Here is a 14,785-nt window from a genome sequence, read left to right as displayed (position 1 = left end):
AGGGTCCGGGGCCATGATCAGCACGCTTGGCCCCCGCATGAATTCCGTGTTCCGCAGCCGTTGGCGCGCGCTGTGGTGGAGTGCGGGCGTCCTGCTTACCGCCTATTGCTCGGTCCCGGCGCTCACGAACAAGGACGCCTCGCCATCCAAGGGGCCATCGCAGGGCGAGGCTTCGGCGCAGGCGGAGCAGGCGAAGGACGCCGAGCAACTTGCCCGTATCCTGGGCGCGGACGCCAAGCCCAAGGCGTCGGATCACACCAACCCCTGGGCCAAGTCGTCGCCCGCGCCGGTTCACGTCAAGGGCGAATAAGCGCTTAGCTGTCGTCGGCGGCAAGCTGGGGATCGGGGGCGCTTTCGCGGCCGTAGCGGTCCTCCAGGTCGTCCATCGCCTCCTCGCCGGCGTAGGCGGACATGTCGATGGTGCCGCTCGTGTCCATCTGGCGCATGTGGTCGACGAGGTCCTGCGCATTGGCGCCATAGAGGCTGTTCGAGAGCTTTTCGCTCTGTTCGAGCCCCAGCACCGACGTCGCTTCGGCGATCGCTTCCTCGGCCACCTGCTGGGCCTGCGCGGGGGCGTCCTGCTGCTCGGCGTTCACCGTCTCGGGGGCGAGGTCGTCGTTGCGTTCGGTCATCGGGGTTCTCCTTTGACCGTGCAACGGGCGAGATGCGAGTCGCGTTCCCGGCGCAAGGGAGGCGAATATTGCGAGGGCGATGGCCCTCGCAACTTGCGTCTTACCGGGTCGGAACCGGCTCCTCGCCCGAATAGTCGTAGAAGCCCTTGCCGCTCTTGCGGCCGTACCAGCCCGCCTCGACGTACTTCTGGAGCAGCGTCGCGGGTCGGTACTTGGGATCGCCGGTGCTCTCGAAGAGGACTTTCATGATCTCGAGCAGGGTGTCGAGGCCGATGAAGTCGGCCAGCGTGAGCGGGCCCATCGGGTGATTGGCGCCCAGCTTCATCGCGGCGTCGATGTCCGCGACCGACGCGACCCCCGCGCCCAGCACGCAGATCGCCTCGTTAAGCATCGGGCACAGCACGCGGTTGACCACGAAGCCCGCCTCGTCGCCCGCGAGAACGACCGTCTTGCCCAGGCTCTCGCCGAAGGCCTTCATGCGATCGATGGTGTCTTGTGCGGTGGCGAGGCCGGGAATGACCTCGATCAGGCCCATGACGGGGACCGGGTTGAAGAAGTGGAGGCCGCAGAAACGCGCCGGATCGACCGTGCCCGCCGCCATGCGGGTGATCGGGATCGAGCTGGTGTTGGACGCCATCAGCGCGCCCTCCTTGAGGACCTTGCCCGCGGCCTCGAAGATTTTCGCCTTGATGTCCTCGCGTTCGGTCGCGGCCTCGATGATGAGGTCACAGGGCGCCATCGCGGCGTAATCGGCCGCGGGCGTGATCCGCGAGAGCAGCGCCTCGGCGTCGCCTTGCGTGATCTTTTCCTTGGTGACGAGGCGCGCAAGGCCCTTCTCGATCCTGGCCTTGCCCTTCTCGGCGGCTTCGAGGCTGACGTCGGTCAGGACGACGTCCATGCCCTTGCTCGCGACGGTCTGGGCGATGCCCGTGCCCATGATGCCCGCACCGATGATACCGACTGTCTGCATTGGGGTCTTTCTCGCTTTGGATGGTCTCGTGTCCGCCGCGTGGCCTAGCCGATCGGGCGGGCGGTGAAAATCGGGCGGATTGCCCGGGGCGGCGTTCACTCTGCCTGGCGGCTTTGCCCCGGCACCCACAGCACGTCGCGCGCGCCGTTTTCGTTGAGCGCGCGGGCGAGCACGAAGAGGTAGTCGGACAGCCGGTTGAGATAGGACAGCGCGGCCGGATTGGTCGGCTCGGTCTCGGCCAGCGCGGTGGCGCAGCGTTCGGCCCGGCGCACCGCCGCGCGCGCGACGTGGACACGCGCCGCGCCTTCGCTGCCGCCGGGCAGGATGAAGCTGGTGAGCGGCTGGAGCGCGAGGTTCACCGCGTCGATCGCGCGTTCGAGCCAGTCGACCTGGGCCTCGACGATGCGCAAGGTCATTTCGCCCGGGGTGAAGTCCTCGCCCGGGGTGGCGAGATCGGCGCCAAGGTCGAAGAGGTCGTTCTGGATGCGCGTGAGATTGCGCGCCGCTGCGCCTTCCCCCAGCGCGCAGATGGCGAGGCCTATGGCGCTGTTGGCCTCGTCCACCGCGCCGATCGCCTCCATGCGCGCGGCGTGCTTGGGCAGGCGCGAGCCGTCGACGAGGCCGGTGGTGCCGTCGTCGCCGGTGCGGGTGTAGATCTTGTTGAGCTTGACCATGAATGTCCTTGTGCCGCGTTTGCCGCGCGCCGTGCCTAGCCTTGGCGCGGCGCCTTTGCACGCGCCTGCACCGGTGAACTGTCTGTCGGAGAGGAGCGGCCTAGCGGGTCATCGCCAGCAGGATCGCACAGACCAGCACCGCGGCCGCCTGGTACTTGATGCGGTTGAACATCATGCGGTTCTGCAGTTCCTGGTTCTTCGTCGGGCCGGTTTCGCCGGGATCGCGGTTCAGATCCTCCTTCGTGCTGTTCAGGAAGGCGACGATGCCGCGCACGAGGCTGATGACCACGGCGATCATCAGGGCGATGATGACGATGACGAGAAAAGTGCTCATGGGAGCAAGGCTACGCCCTCGCCAAGCGAAAGGCCAGCGGGGAAGGTGCCTTCGCGCAGCGCCTGTGCGATCGCCCGGCCGTCCTCGCCCGCGCGGCGCCGGTCGGCGAGCGAGGGCGAGCCGCGCCGCTTGGCGAGCTTGCGCCCGTCCGTCTCGACCAGCAGTGCGTGGTGGTGCCAGACCGGCACCGGCAGGCCGAGCAGCGCTTGGAGCAGGCGGTGGATATGGGTGGCCGCGAAGAGGTCCAGGCCGCGCGTGACGAGGGTGATGCCGTCGGCGGCATCGTCGAGTGTCGCGGCGAGGTGGTAGCTGGCGGGCAGGTCCTTGCGCAGCAGCACGACGTCCCCGAAGCGGGCGGGATCCGCCGCCTGCAGCCCAGCACACTCGTCGTACCAGTTGAGCGGGCCGGTGAGCGCCAGGGCCTTTCCCATGTCGAGCCGCCAGGCCGCGCCTTCGGGGGCGGCGGCGCGATGTTTGCAGGTTCCGGGATAGACCGGGCCGTCGGGCCCCATCGTGGTTGCCGCGGCGGCGATCTCGGCGCGGGTGCAGTGGCAGGGGTAGAGCAGGCCGAGCGACTTGAGGCGCTCGCCCGCCGCGGCGTGGTCGGCGAGGCGCTGCGACTGGTAGCGTACCGGCCCATCCCAGGCGAGGCCGAGCCAGGCGAGATCGTCGAGCGCCTCCCTGGCCAGTTCGGGGCGGCTGCGCGCGCCGTCGATGTCCTCGATCCGCAGCCGGAAGAGGCCGCCGTGCGCGCGGGCCAGGTCATGCGCGACCACGGCGGCATAGGCGTGGCCCAGGTGCAGCGAACCGTTGGGGCTGGGGGCAAAGCGCGTGGCAATCATGAAAAGGGCTCGTAGTTCAAAGTCGAGCGGCTGAAAACGACTTGTGCATCCTGTGGATTGTCAGGACGCCGAAAGAGAGGAGACTTGACGCAGACTCGCGCAAGTGCTCGAAATACGTGCATGTGCTGCCATGAACTTGTCATCACGGTCTGCGACAGGAGGCCATGCTCAGATCGGAGCTGATAGAGCGCGCGGCCCGGTTCCGCAGCGCGGAGGATGACCCCTCCCGAAGTCTTTCCGACTGCCCGGCCCTTGTTCTCAATGCGGACTATACGCCGCTCTCCTATTATCCTCTCAGCATCTGGCCCTGGCAGACCGCGATCAAGGCGGTCGTGCTCGAGAAGGTCGACGTTGTTTCCTGCTATGCGCGCTCGGTGCGCAGCCCCAACTGGACGATGCAGATCCCCTCGGTGATCGCGCTGCACGACTACGTGAAGCCGTCCGAGTTCCCCGCCTTCACCCGCTTCAACTTGTTCCTGCGCGACAAGTTCACCTGCCAGTATTGCGGCTCGCCGCATAACCTGACGTTCGACCACGTCATTCCGCGAAGGCTGGGCGGGCGCACGAGCTGGGAGAACATCCTCACCGCCTGCAGCCCCTGCAACTTGCGAAAAGGCGGGCGCACTCCCAAGCAGGCGAACATGCCCCCGATGCTCGCACCGATCCGGCCGACCAGTTGGCAGTTGCAGGAGCGCGGCAAGGCCTTCCCGCCCAACTACCTGCACGAAACCTGGCGCGACTGGCTCTATTGGGACATCGAGCTCGAGGAATAGCGGGCCTAGATGCCGAGCATGTCGGGGCGAAACAGCGCGCGCCGCGCGACGCTCTCCCCGGTCAGGCGGAAACGCCCGTCTCCGATGAAATGGACGAACGTGGCTTCGGCGGGATCGACGCGCACGCACAGGCGCACGACTTCGAGGATGAAGAGGTTGTAGTCCTCCACCATCCGCGCGTCGTGGAGGCGGCATTCGAGGATCGCGGCGCATTGCGGCAGCACGGGGACGTCGATCTCGCGCGCCTCGGCCTTCGCGAGCTTGAAGCGGGCGAACTTGTCGACTTCGGCGCCCGAGCAGTTGCCGATGCCCACCAGCGTGTCGAGCAAGTCGGCTTCGGGCACGTTGATCGCGCAAGTCCCGCTCGCGCGCAGCGCCGCGAAGCTGTGGTTGCCGGCCGAGACCATGCAGCTGATCCGCGAGGGCGAGAAGTCGAGCACCTGGTGCCAGCCCAGGGTCATGACGTTGTCGCGGCCCTCGTGGCGGGTGGTGAGGAGGACCACCGGGCCGGGTTCGAGCACTTGCCGGGCGTGGCTGGCGGGCCAGTCGGCGAAGGTATCGGGAAGGGCGTTTTGGGCGGGCATCGGGCCTCGTTCGGGCAAGCCTAGTGGATCGTCTCGGGATCGGGTTCGGAGGGGGCCCCGTCAACCCTGGCCTCAGGATCACCGCCCTCGACCCCGGCATCGACCGCGGCGGTAACCGCGACGTCCATCGTCACGTTGCCCACGGTGCGCATGATGTCGGGGAGCATCTCGACCGCGACGAGGATGCCAAGCGGCCAGAGCGGGGCGCCCATCGCCGCGACGATCGGACCGATCGAGGCGACGAAGCTGATCGTGCCGGGCAGCGAGACCGCGCCGAAGGTGGTGAGGAAGGCCACCAGCACGCCCGCCGTGATCGCGCCGGAACTGAGGGGATAGCCGGCAAGGTGCGCGGCGTAGATGGCGACGCCCATGTTCATCGCGGGGCCGGTCGAGCGAAACAGCGTGACCGCGAGCGGCAGCACGAACTCGCCGCTCGTCGCCGGGATGCGCAGCGCGCGCGTCGCGCTCAGCATGGCGGGCAGGCTGGCGAGCGAGGACTGGGTGGAGATCGCGACGACTTGCGCGGGCAGCACCGCGCGGGCGAAGGCGCCCAGGCGCTTGCGCCCGCCGAGCACGCCCAGCGGGTAGCCCAGGAGCAGGAAGCACAGCCCGAGCGAGGAAACCAGCAGGATATAGTGGCCAAGGGTGCCGATCGCCGCCGCGCCGGTGTGTGCGGCAAGACCGAGGCCGAGCGCGAAGACGCCAAGCGGGGCCAGCGCGAGCACCCATCCGATGACCACGATCATCGCGCCGGCCAGGCCCTCGAAGAGCAGCGCGAGCTGGCGGCGGGGCTCTTCGGCAAGGCGCGTGCTGGCCGCCGCGAAGAGCGCGATGAACACGATCACGGGGAGCATCGCGTCCTCGGCGGCCGCGCTCAGGACATTGACGGGGACGAGCGAACCGAGGAAGTCGGCGAAACCGGGGATCGTCGCGGGCGCCTGCGGGCCGCTGGGCGCGAGGCCCAGGCCCTGTGCGGGGAAGAGGTGAAGCAGCAACGGCATGAGCACGCCGCCCAGCACTGCGCTCATCGCCAGGACCGCGATGATGAGGCCCAGCGTGCGCCGTGCCAGCGCGCCCGCGCTGGCCGCTGCGGCGGTCTCGACGATGCCGGTGTAGAGCAGGCCCGAAACCAGCGGAAGGATCGTCATCTTGAGGGCGTTGAGCCACAGGTCGCCCAGCGGCTGGGTGACGGGCAGGATGGCCGCGAGCGCGGAGGTGCCCTGAAGCAGCGCGCCCAGGACGAGCCCGGCGATCAGTCCTCCCAGGGTGAGCAGGCCCGGAACGCGGATTTCGGGCATGCGGCTGGCGCTGGAGGCGTCGGTCATGAAGGTCCTTGAAGAAGGGGCACGTGTGGCGGCGGGACGACAGGTCCCCCGGCAAAGTCGGGGGCACGCGGGACGAGGGGGGTGACTTTACCAGCGCGGCGCGACATAGCAATTGACGAGCAGGGGACAACTCCAGAGCGTGGGCCTGGCTAACGGATGAGCATGAGCAGGAAATTCTTCGGGACCGACGGGATCCGCGGCCGCACCAACCAGGGCGCGATGACCGCGGCGATGGCGATGAAGGTCGGCCAGGCGGCGGGCACGCTGTTCCAGCGCGGCAGCCATCGCCACCGCGTGGTGATCGGCAAGGACACGCGGCTTTCGGGTTACATGCTCGAGAACGCGATGACCGCCGGTTTCACCAGCGTGGGGATGGACGTGATCCTGCTCGGGCCGATGCCGACGCCCGCCGTTGCGCTCTTGACGCGCGAGCTGCGCGCCGACGTCGGCGTGATGATCTCGGCCAGCCACAACCCTTACGAGGACAACGGCATCAAGCTCTTCGGGCCCGACGGCTTCAAGCTGTCCGACGCCGACGAACTGGCCATCGAGCGCATGCTGGGCGAGGAGCTCGCCCTGGCGGCGAGCGCTGAGATTGGCCGGGCGCGACGCATCGATGACGCGCGCGGGCGCTACATCCACGCGGTCAAGGCCTCGCTGCCCGCCTCGGTGCGGCTCGACGGGCTCAAGATCGCGATCGACTGCGCCAATGGCGCGGCCTACCAGGTTGCCCCTTCCGCGTTCTGGGAGCTGGGCGCCGAGATCGTCGCGGCGGGCGTGACCCCCAACGGCCAGAACATCAACAAGGGCTGCGGCTCGACCCATCCCGAACTCCTCCAGGAGACGGTCGTCTCCGCCGGTTGCGACATCGGCATCGCGCTCGACGGCGACGCCGACCGCCTGATCGTGGTCGACGAGAACGGCAAGGTCGTCGACGGCGACCAGATCATGGCGCTGCTCGGCACGCAGATGGCCGCGCGCGGCAAGCTCAAGGGCGGCGGCGTGGTGGCGACGGTGATGTCCAACCTCGGGCTCGAACGCTATCTCAGCGGCCTCGAGCTGACGCTCGAGCGCACCGCGGTGGGCGATCGCCACGTGCTCGAGCGGATGAAGTCGGGCGGCTTCAACGTGGGCGGCGAACAGTCGGGCCACATGATCCTGCTCGATCACGCGACCACCGGTGACGGTACCGTGGCGGCCCTGCAGGTGCTGGCCGCACTGGTCCAGTCGGGCAAGCGCGCGAGCGAGGTGCTGCATCTGTTCGATCCTGTCCCCCAGCTTTTGCGCAACGTGCGCTTCGCGGGCGGCAAGCCGCTCGAGGCCACCAGCGTGCAGGCCGCGATCGCCGAGGCCGAGGCCTCGCTGCGCGGTGAGGGCCGGCTCGTCATCCGTCCCTCGGGCACCGAACCGGTCATCCGCGTGATGGCCGAGGGCGACAACGCCGACAAGGTCGAGGCCGCGGTGGCCTCGATCTGCCACGCCGTCGAGGAGGCGGCCGCCTGATGCCCCTGGAAATGCGTCCCGATTGCGAGCGCTGCGGCGCCGATCTGCCCGCCGAGGCGCCCGGCGCCTTCATCTGCTCGTTCGAGTGCACCTATTGTGCCGGCTGCGCCGAGGACCTCGACGACATGTGCCCCACGTGCGGGGGCGAACTGACCGATCGCCCGACCCGCGCCAAGAAGCACCACGACGCCGCGCCGCCTTCGAAAGTGCGCCGCTTCAAGGGCTGACGCTCGCACCTCCCAACTGCCGCGGGACGGTTCCTTCCCCCACACCCTTTCTTGCGCCGGTTGCGATCGCTCGGTCGGCTGGCGTTCAGCTTTGCCGTTCTAGGCGACGGGGACGCTCCCCGTACGAGGTCTTGCATGCCCGCTGCCGAATACTCCGAGATCGCGCCCGACACGCTCGGCGCTGCGCAGGAGCCCGCGATTGCCCGGTCCCACGATGCCATGATCCCCTCGCGCGCGCTGCTCGGGCTGCTCGCGGGCGGGGCCCTGGTGCTGGCGGTGCTGATGCGCGCGGCGGATCTCGAACTCGCGATCCTCTCGCCGGGGTCGCTGCGCTACGCGGCGATCCTGCTCGTGCTCGCGGTGATCCACGTTTCGGGCCGCCGTCCGGGCTGGCGCGCGCGGCCGGTCTTGCGCGCGCTGGCGGACCTTGCCGAATACGCGGGCCTGTTCATGGCGATCTCGCTGGTCGGCGCCATCGCCAGCTACCCGGTCGCCGCGCTCAGCCACGGGTTCTCGGACGCCCGGCTGCAGGCGGCGGACGCGGCGCTGCATTTCCACTGGCTCGACTGGTACCTGTTCGTCGCCAGCCATCCCTGGTTGCAGCCGCTCAGCCGGGGCGCCTACGCGATGATCTATGTCTCGCCCGGCCTGCTGCTCGGCTGGCTGGCCTGGACTGGCCAGCGGCGCGAGGCGCACGATTTCCTCGCGGCGGTCTGGCTTTCGGCGACGATCACGCTGGCGGCCTTCTACTTCATGCCCGCGGTCGGGCCGTTCGCCTATCTGTGGCACGGTTCCATCCCCTATCTTCCGGTCAGCGACCTGTGGCAGCCCCAGGTGATCCCGCAGTTGCGCGGCCACGCCTTCCACGCCGTCGACCCCGGCCAGCTCGTCGGGCTGGTCTCGGCGCCCAGCTTCCACGCGGCGGCGGGCGTCCTCCTGATCGCCTTCTCGGCGCGGCAGGCCTGGCGCGTCGCGCTTCCGCTGGTGGCCATCGACCTTGCCATGCTGCTGGTGACCCCGGTCGAGGGCACGCATTACCTGATCGACCTGATCCTGGGCGCAGGCGTTGCCGGCCTCTCGCTCGCGCTGATCGCGCTGTGGCGCGAAAGGCGGGGGCCACGCGGCACCTTGCCCGGAGCAGGACGGACGTCTAGCGCTCTGGCATGACCACACCTGCACGCATTCTCTCGATCGCCGGCTCGGACAGCTCGGGCGGAGCGGGGATACAGGCCGACATCAAGACGATCACGATGCTGGGCGGTTTCGCGATGACCGCGCTGACCGCGATCACTGCGCAGAACACCTGCGGGGTGAGCCAGGTGGCCGCGCTCTCGAGCGAGATGGTGATGGCGCAGATCGACGCCTGCATCGCGGACATCGGCGTCGACGCGGTCAAGATCGGCATGCTCGGCTCGGCGGCCATCGCCCATGCGGTCGCGGACCGCCTCGAGCGGCTGGAGGTGCCGGTGGTGTTCGATCCGGTGATGATCGCGACCAGCGGCTCGGTGCTGGCCGATGCCGAGACCATCGCCGCCTTCGAGCGGATGATGGCGCTGGCCACGCTGACCACGCCCAATGTGCCCGAACTTCTCGCGCTTGGCGGCGACGCGGCCCTGGCGGAGCTGGGCATCGCCTATCTCGCCAAGGGCGGGGATGCCGAAGGCGACGAGGTGGTCGATCGCCTTGTCGTACCCGGCAATCCCGAGCAGCTCTGGCAGGCCCCACGCATCGTCACGCGCCACACGCACGGCACGGGCTGCACACTGTCGAGCGCGATCGCCACGTTCCTGGGCGGCGGGATGCCTTTGCTTGCCGCGGTCGACGAAGCGCGCGCCTTCGTGCGCAAGGCGCTTCGGGCCGCGCCCGGCTTCGGAGCCGGGCACGGCCCGATGGGCCATCAGGCGGTGCGTTGAGACCAAGGCGCGATGCGTGAGCATCTCGGTGCCTTGGCGATGCGTCAGTACGGGAAGCCGCAGTCGAGGTCGTAGAAGGCCTGGATCGCCTTCCACGCATCATCGGCGGTCTCGCACCAGGTGATCAGTTCGAGGTCGCGGCGGTTGATCACCCCTTCCTCGGCGAGCGCTTCGAAATTGATCACCCGCTCCCAGAACGCGCGCCCGAACAGCAGCACCGGGATCGGCTTCATCTTGCCGGTCTGGATGAGGGTGAGCAGTTCGAGCATCTCGTCGAGCGTGCCGAAGCCGCCCGGGAACACCGCCACCGCACGTGCGCGCAGCAGGAAGTGCATCTTCCTCAGCGCGAAGTAGTGGAACTGGAACGAGAGGCGCGGCGTGACGTAGGGGTTGGGCGCCTGCTCGTGGGGCAGGACGATGTTGAGGCCGAGCGATTCGGCGCCGACTTCGTGCGCGCCGCGGTTGGCCGCCTCCATGATCGAGGGGCCACCGCCCGAGCAGACCACGAACTGGCGCATGCCCTTCTCGACGAGGCCGCACTGGCTGGCGATGCGGGCGAGCTCGCGCGCTTCCTCGTAGTACTTCGCCTTGGCGACGAGCCGCTCGGCGATCTTCTTCTCGTCCTCGGTGGTGGCACGGGCGAGCACGCCCTCGCATTTCTCGGGCGAGGGAATGCGCGCCGAGCCGTACATCACGAGGGTGGAGCCGATATTGGCCTCTTCCAGCAGCATCTCGGGCTTGAGCAGCTCGAGCTGGAAGCGCACCGGGCGCAGTTCGTCGCGCAGCAGGAAGTCGGTGTCCTGGAAGGCCAGCTTGTAGGAGGGGTTCTGCGTCTGCAGCGTGCCCTTCTGTTCGTCGGCGAAGCCGGCTTCCTGTTCGGCCTTGTAGAAGCGGCGGTCGGTGAGTTTCTTTTCGTCTTCGGTCATTCGCTTATCCATGGACGCACAAACCCCGTGCGTCGAGTGATTTGGCGAGACGGGAGGCACGTGCGCGGTTAGGGTCCCGCGCCATGCTGTCACGACGTCACGCCTTGAAATCGGGCTTTAAATCGGCCGCGCTGGTCACCGCGGCGGCGGGGGCCATGTCGGCCTTTCCGCTGCTTGGGAGTGATCGCGCCTCCTCCAACGCTTCGGCCGGACAAAGGCTGCGCGCGCCGCGTCTGAGGACCGGCGATGGTCTCGGACTGGTGGCGCTGGCGGGCTTCATCGGCGATCGCTTCGGGCTCGAGGAAATCGCCGAGGCGGTGCGCGCGATGGGGCTCGAGCCCCGCTTCGCCCCCAACCTGACGCTGCGCGACGGCTACCTTGCCGGCGACGATGCGGCGCGTGCCGGAGCCTTCATGCAGACCTGGCGCGACCCGAAGGTCCGCGCGGTGATGGCGGTGCGTGGCGGCTGGGGCACCGCGCGGATCCTGCCCCGGCTCGACTACGCGGCGCTGCGCCGCGATCCCAAGCTGTTCTGTGGTTTCAGCGACAACACCGCGCTTCACCTCGCGCTCGCCGCGAACCACTGCGCGCCCAGCGTCCACGGCCCCAACGCGGCGGCAAGCTGGCCGCCGGCCGCCTGGGAGAGCTTCCATGCCCTCGCCTTCGAGGGAGCCATGCCCACCCTCGCGGTCGAAGGCTATAGTGGCGCGAACCTGGGCGGAGGACGGCGCGCCGCGCGCACCTTCGCGGGCGGAATCGCGCAAGGGCGGCTCGTCGGCGGCAATCTCAGCGTGCTCTCGGCGCTCGTCGGCACGCCCTACCTGCCCGACATGCGCGGCTGCGTGCTGTTCCTGGAGGACACCAACGAATCGGAATACCGCATCGACCGCATGCTGACGCAGCTTGCGCTCGCGGGCGTGCTCGGCTCGCTGGCAGGCGTGGTTTTCGGCCAGTGCACCGGCTGCCACAACCCCGACGGGGGCTATTCGAACTTCACGCTCTACGAGGTGCTCGATCAGCAGTTCGGCCGGCTCGGCATCCCGGCCTTCCAGGGACTTTCGATCGGCCACATCGCCGCGCAGGCGAGCGTGCCGGTCGGCTGCGAGGTGCGCCTCGATGCCGATGCGGGCACCTTGCAGGTGCTCGAACCGGTTGTCGCCTGAGGCGTCCGCCGGACGCTTCAAGGGGCCTCTTCGGGGCGCGCGTAGCGCGTGACGAGCTCCTTGTAGACATAGGCGTCGAGCGGGTCGGCGAATTCCAGGCCGGCGCAATGCGCGTTGGCCCAGGCCACGAAGGCGAGCGCGGGGCGCCGACCGGGGAGCGCGAGGCTGACCGCTTCGTCGGCTTCGAGCCCACCCACGCCCTCGATCCGCGCTCCATAGCGGGTGAGGTCCTTGAGCATCACCGTGCTCGAGGCAATGTTGTGGCGGAACCGGGCCAGCATCTCGACATGTTCGCGCGGCTCGCGCCGCCCGAAACCGGAAGAACGGGGAAACAGCGCCTGGACCATATGGGAACCACCTTCCAGCCTATTAACCATCGGGGATGGCCGATTCTTGGCAGGGAAGGGTTAGCGAACGACGCGCGCAGGGCCTGGTGAAAATCCCGTGGTCGCGGTCAGAGGAACAGCTCGGCCATGGCCTCGACGATGGCCTCGGCATCGAGGCGGTAGGCGCGGTAGAGGTCGGGCAGGTCGCCGGTCTGGCCGAAGCGGTCGGTGCCGAGCGGGCTCACCCGCTGGCCGCGCACGCCGCCCAGCCACGACAGCGCGCCGGGCGACCCGTCGAGCACGGTCACGAGGCCGGCGGTGGGGGCCAGCTGTCCCAGCAGCGCCTCGGCGTGGCAGCCCTGCGCCGCCGTGCCGTTCCAGCGTCCGGCGCGCGCCTGTGACCAGTCGCGGTGAAGGAGGTCGGCCGAAGTCACGTTGAGCAGGCCGAGGCCGGGCAGGTCCTCGACGAGCGCTTCCCAGGCCTCGAGCGCTTCGGGCGTGACCGTGCCCGAACAGACGATGGCGGCCTCTGCCCCGGGCGCGGGCGCGCGCAGCCAGTAGGCGCCCTTGATCGCGTCGGCCTGCCAGCTTTCGTCGCGGCGGGCGACCTGCTTCACCGGGCGCGTGGAAAGGCGCAGGTAGACCGAGCTGCCCTCGGGCGCCTGCATCACCTCGAAGGCGTGGTGCAGGAACAGCGCGACTTCGTCGGCGAAGGCGGGCTCGTAGGCGGTGAGGCCGGGCTGGCCCATGCCGATCAGCGGGGTGTTGATCGATTGGTGCGCGCCGCCTTCGGCGGCCAGCGTCAGGCCCGAAGGCGTGCCGACCAGCAGGAACCGCGCATCCTGATAGCAGCCGTAGTTGAGCGCATCGAGCCCGCGCGCGATGAAGGGATCGTAAACGGTGCCCACCGGTAGCAATCGCGTGCCGAAGTGCGGTGCGGCCAGGCCGAGCGAGGCGAGCAGCAGGAAGAAATTGCTCTCGGCGATGCCCAGTTCGATGTGCTGGCCCGCCTCGTGCGCGCTCCACTTCTGCGCGGAGGGGATCTTCGCCTGTTGGAACACGTCGGCCAGCTCCTGGCGGCGGAACAGCCCGCGCTGGTTGACGAAGGCGCCGAGATTGGTGGTCTGGGTCACGTCGGGCGCGGTGGTGACGATGCGGTCGGCCAGCTCGCTGTCCGACTTGGCGAGGTCGTGGAGGACCTTGCCGAAGGCGGCCTGGGTGGAGATTTCGGATTCGGCGGGCACCGCGAAGGCCGCCGGAACGGCTATCGTGGGGGCGGCCTGTTCGCGCGGCTTGCGCGCGATCGGGCTGTCCGCGACGAAGCGCGCGAGGCGGGCTGCGGCGTTGTCGCCAAGACCGCCCCAGGGCTCCCACTCCTCACCCTCGGCGATGCCCAGGCCCTCGCGCAGTTGCGCGATCTGGGCCCCGTTCATCATGCCCGAATGGTTGTCCTTGTGGCCCGCCAGTGGCAGGCCGTAGCCCTTGACGGTATAGGCGATGAACAGCGTGGGGCGATCGTCCTGGCAGGCGTCGAAGGCTTCGGTCAGGGTCTCGAGGCAGTGGCCGCCGAGATTGGTCATGAGCCCGGCCAGGCCCTCGTCGTCGAAGCTGGCGAGGATCTTGAGCGCGGCGGCGTTGCCCGCAAGGTCGGCTTCGAGCCGTTCGCGCCAGGCCGCGCCGCCCTTGTAGGTGAGCACCGCGAAGTCGGCGTTGGGGCAGTTCTCGATCCACTCGGCGATGGCCTTGCCGCCGCGCCTGGCGAACGTCGCGCGCTGCAGCTTGCCGTGCTTGAGCGTGACGACGCGCCAGCCACAGGTCTCGAAGATGTCGTCGAAGCGGCGGAACATGCGGTCCGCGGTCGTCGCGTCGAGCGACTGGCGGTTGTAGTCGACGATCCACCAGCAGTTCCTGAGGTCGTGCTTGTAGCCCTCGATCAGGCATTCGTAGATGTTGCCCTCGTCAAGTTCGGCATCGCCCATCAGCGCGATCATCCGTCCCGTCTCGTTCTCGGCGAGCTTGCCGTGGGCGACGAGGTAGTCCTGTACCAGGCTGGAGAAGGCGGTGACCGCGACGCCCAGGCCCACCGAGCCGGTCGAGAAGTCGACGGGGATCGCGTCCTTGGTCCGGCTGGGATAGCTCTGCACGCCGCCCAGGCCTCGGAAGCGTTCGAGCTTCTCGCGGCTCTGTTCGCCGAGCAGGTAGTGGATCGCGTGGAGCACGGGCCCCGCGTGCGGCTTGACCGCGACCTTGTCCTGCGGGCGCAGCGCGTGGAAGTAGAGCGCGGCCATGATCGCGGTCATCGAGGAGCAGCTCGCCTGGTGCCCGCCCACCTTCAGCCCGTCGCGCTTGGGACGCAGGTTGTTGGCGTTGTGGATCGTCCAGGAGGACAGCCAGCGCAGCCGGGTCTCGAGCTGTTCGAGCAGGGCCACGCGCTCCTCGCGCGGGAGGGCGGGCGGTGTCGATGCGAGCGGGGCGCCGGGTGTGTCCATGAAGCTCAGGATACGTCGGTGCGCGCGGGCATGTCCTTGCGAAGATGCCCATGATTGGGCTATCGATTGGCAGGATTGGATGGTTATCACGCCAATTTGAGTGG

17 protein-coding genes are annotated in these 14,785 nt (G+C 68.8%); 7 read left to right on the top strand and 10 right to left on the bottom strand.

Features of this window, described 5'->3' with window-relative positions; translation table 11 throughout:
- The first annotated feature begins 13 nt into the window (after window positions 1-13).
- A complete protein-coding gene (locus HT136_RS10205; RefSeq protein ID WP_214199667.1) occupies window positions 14-310 on the top strand; it encodes a hypothetical protein in 297 nt (98 codons plus the stop codon).
- 4 nt (window positions 311-314) lie between these two features.
- On the opposite strand, the gene HT136_RS10200 is transcribed toward HT136_RS10205, so the two are convergent.
- The 5 genes from HT136_RS10200 to gluQRS all read right to left on the bottom strand — a co-directional run bounded on the left by HT136_RS10200 (window position 315) and on the right by gluQRS (window position 3,452).
- Window positions 315-632: a hypothetical protein gene (locus HT136_RS10200; RefSeq protein ID WP_214199666.1), complete on the bottom strand. Its 318-nt coding sequence runs from the start codon at window positions 630-632 to the stop codon at window positions 315-317.
- A gap of 100 nt (window positions 633-732) precedes the next feature.
- A complete protein-coding gene (locus HT136_RS10195; RefSeq protein ID WP_214199665.1) occupies window positions 733-1,602 on the bottom strand; it encodes a 3-hydroxyacyl-CoA dehydrogenase family protein in 870 nt (289 codons plus the stop codon).
- 95 nt (window positions 1,603-1,697) lie between these two features.
- Window positions 1,698-2,276, bottom strand: a complete 579-nt coding sequence (locus tag HT136_RS10190; protein ID WP_214199664.1) for a cob(I)yrinic acid a,c-diamide adenosyltransferase — start codon at window positions 2,274-2,276, stop codon at window positions 1,698-1,700.
- A 100-nt stretch (window positions 2,277-2,376) separates the two neighbouring features.
- Complete coding sequence (locus tag HT136_RS10185) at window positions 2,377-2,610, bottom strand: HIG1 domain-containing protein (RefSeq protein ID WP_214199663.1); 234 nt, start codon at window positions 2,608-2,610, stop codon at window positions 2,377-2,379.
- Window positions 2,607-3,452 carry a tRNA glutamyl-Q(34) synthetase GluQRS gene (gluQRS, locus tag HT136_RS10180; RefSeq protein WP_214199662.1) on the bottom strand — a complete coding sequence of 282 codons (846 nt, stop codon included), beginning with the start codon at window positions 3,450-3,452 and terminating at the stop codon, window positions 2,607-2,609. Before gluQRS ends, HT136_RS10185 begins: the two co-directional genes overlap by 4 nt.
- 164 nt (window positions 3,453-3,616) lie before the next feature.
- Between gluQRS and HT136_RS10175 the strand changes: the two genes are divergently transcribed.
- Complete coding sequence (locus tag HT136_RS10175; protein ID WP_214199661.1) at window positions 3,617-4,225, top strand: HNH endonuclease; 609 nt, start codon at window positions 3,617-3,619, stop codon at window positions 4,223-4,225.
- A gap of 5 nt (window positions 4,226-4,230) precedes the next feature.
- Here HT136_RS10175 and HT136_RS10170 read toward each other — a convergent pair whose 3' ends face one another.
- Window positions 4,231-4,809: a flavin reductase family protein gene (locus HT136_RS10170; protein ID WP_214199660.1), complete on the bottom strand. Its 579-nt coding sequence runs from the start codon at window positions 4,807-4,809 to the stop codon at window positions 4,231-4,233.
- Between the two features lie 20 nt (window positions 4,810-4,829).
- Window positions 4,830-6,134 carry a dicarboxylate/amino acid:cation symporter gene (locus HT136_RS10165; protein ID WP_246543575.1) on the bottom strand — a complete coding sequence of 435 codons (1,305 nt, stop codon included), beginning with the start codon at window positions 6,132-6,134 and terminating at the stop codon, window positions 4,830-4,832.
- 162 nt (window positions 6,135-6,296) lie between these two features.
- Here HT136_RS10165 and glmM point away from each other — a divergent pair, with 162 nt between their 5' ends.
- The 4 genes from glmM (at window position 6,297) to thiD (ending at window position 9,777) form a co-directional block, all read left to right on the top strand.
- On the top strand, window positions 6,297-7,637 hold the full coding sequence (glmM, locus tag HT136_RS10160) for a phosphoglucosamine mutase (protein WP_214199659.1): 1,341 nt from the start codon (window positions 6,297-6,299) through the stop codon (window positions 7,635-7,637).
- Window positions 7,637-7,864, top strand: a complete 228-nt coding sequence (locus tag HT136_RS10155) for a DUF1272 domain-containing protein (RefSeq protein ID WP_214199658.1) — start codon at window positions 7,637-7,639, stop codon at window positions 7,862-7,864. The genes glmM and HT136_RS10155 overlap by 1 nt, the downstream gene beginning before the upstream one ends.
- Before the next feature lie 135 nt (window positions 7,865-7,999).
- Window positions 8,000-9,031, top strand: a complete 1,032-nt coding sequence (locus HT136_RS10150) for a phosphatase PAP2 family protein (RefSeq protein ID WP_214199657.1) — start codon at window positions 8,000-8,002, stop codon at window positions 9,029-9,031.
- Window positions 9,028-9,777, top strand: a complete 750-nt coding sequence (gene thiD, locus HT136_RS10145; protein WP_214199656.1) for a bifunctional hydroxymethylpyrimidine kinase/phosphomethylpyrimidine kinase — start codon at window positions 9,028-9,030, stop codon at window positions 9,775-9,777. Before HT136_RS10150 ends, thiD begins: the two co-directional genes overlap by 4 nt.
- Window positions 9,778-9,821: 44 nt before the next feature.
- On the opposite strand, the gene HT136_RS10140 is transcribed toward thiD, so the two are convergent.
- Complete coding sequence (locus tag HT136_RS10140) at window positions 9,822-10,703, bottom strand: LOG family protein (RefSeq protein WP_214199655.1); 882 nt, start codon at window positions 10,701-10,703, stop codon at window positions 9,822-9,824.
- A gap of 83 nt (window positions 10,704-10,786) precedes the next feature.
- On the opposite strand from HT136_RS10140, the gene HT136_RS10135 reads away from it, so the two are divergent.
- The gene (locus tag HT136_RS10135) at window positions 10,787-11,866 is read left to right on the top strand and encodes a S66 peptidase family protein (protein ID WP_214199654.1); all 1,080 of its coding nucleotides are present in this window, start codon (window positions 10,787-10,789) and stop codon (window positions 11,864-11,866) included.
- A 17-nt stretch (window positions 11,867-11,883) separates the two neighbouring features.
- On the opposite strand, the gene HT136_RS10130 is transcribed toward HT136_RS10135, so the two are convergent.
- Both HT136_RS10130 and HT136_RS10125 read right to left on the bottom strand, forming a co-directional pair.
- Entirely contained in the window at window positions 11,884-12,213 is a 330-nt protein-coding gene (locus tag HT136_RS10130) for a hypothetical protein (RefSeq protein ID WP_214199653.1), read from the bottom strand.
- Window positions 12,214-12,320: 107 nt separating this feature from the next.
- The gene (locus HT136_RS10125) at window positions 12,321-14,681 is read right to left on the bottom strand and encodes a transketolase (RefSeq protein WP_214199652.1); all 2,361 of its coding nucleotides are present in this window, start codon (window positions 14,679-14,681) and stop codon (window positions 12,321-12,323) included.
- Between the last annotated feature and the right edge of the window lie 104 nt (window positions 14,682-14,785).

Source organism: Novosphingobium profundi, from assembly GCF_018491765.1.
Lineage (GTDB): Bacteria > Pseudomonadota > Alphaproteobacteria > Sphingomonadales > Sphingomonadaceae > Novosphingobium > Novosphingobium profundi.
This window is presented reverse-complemented; position numbering and strand designations above follow the sequence as displayed.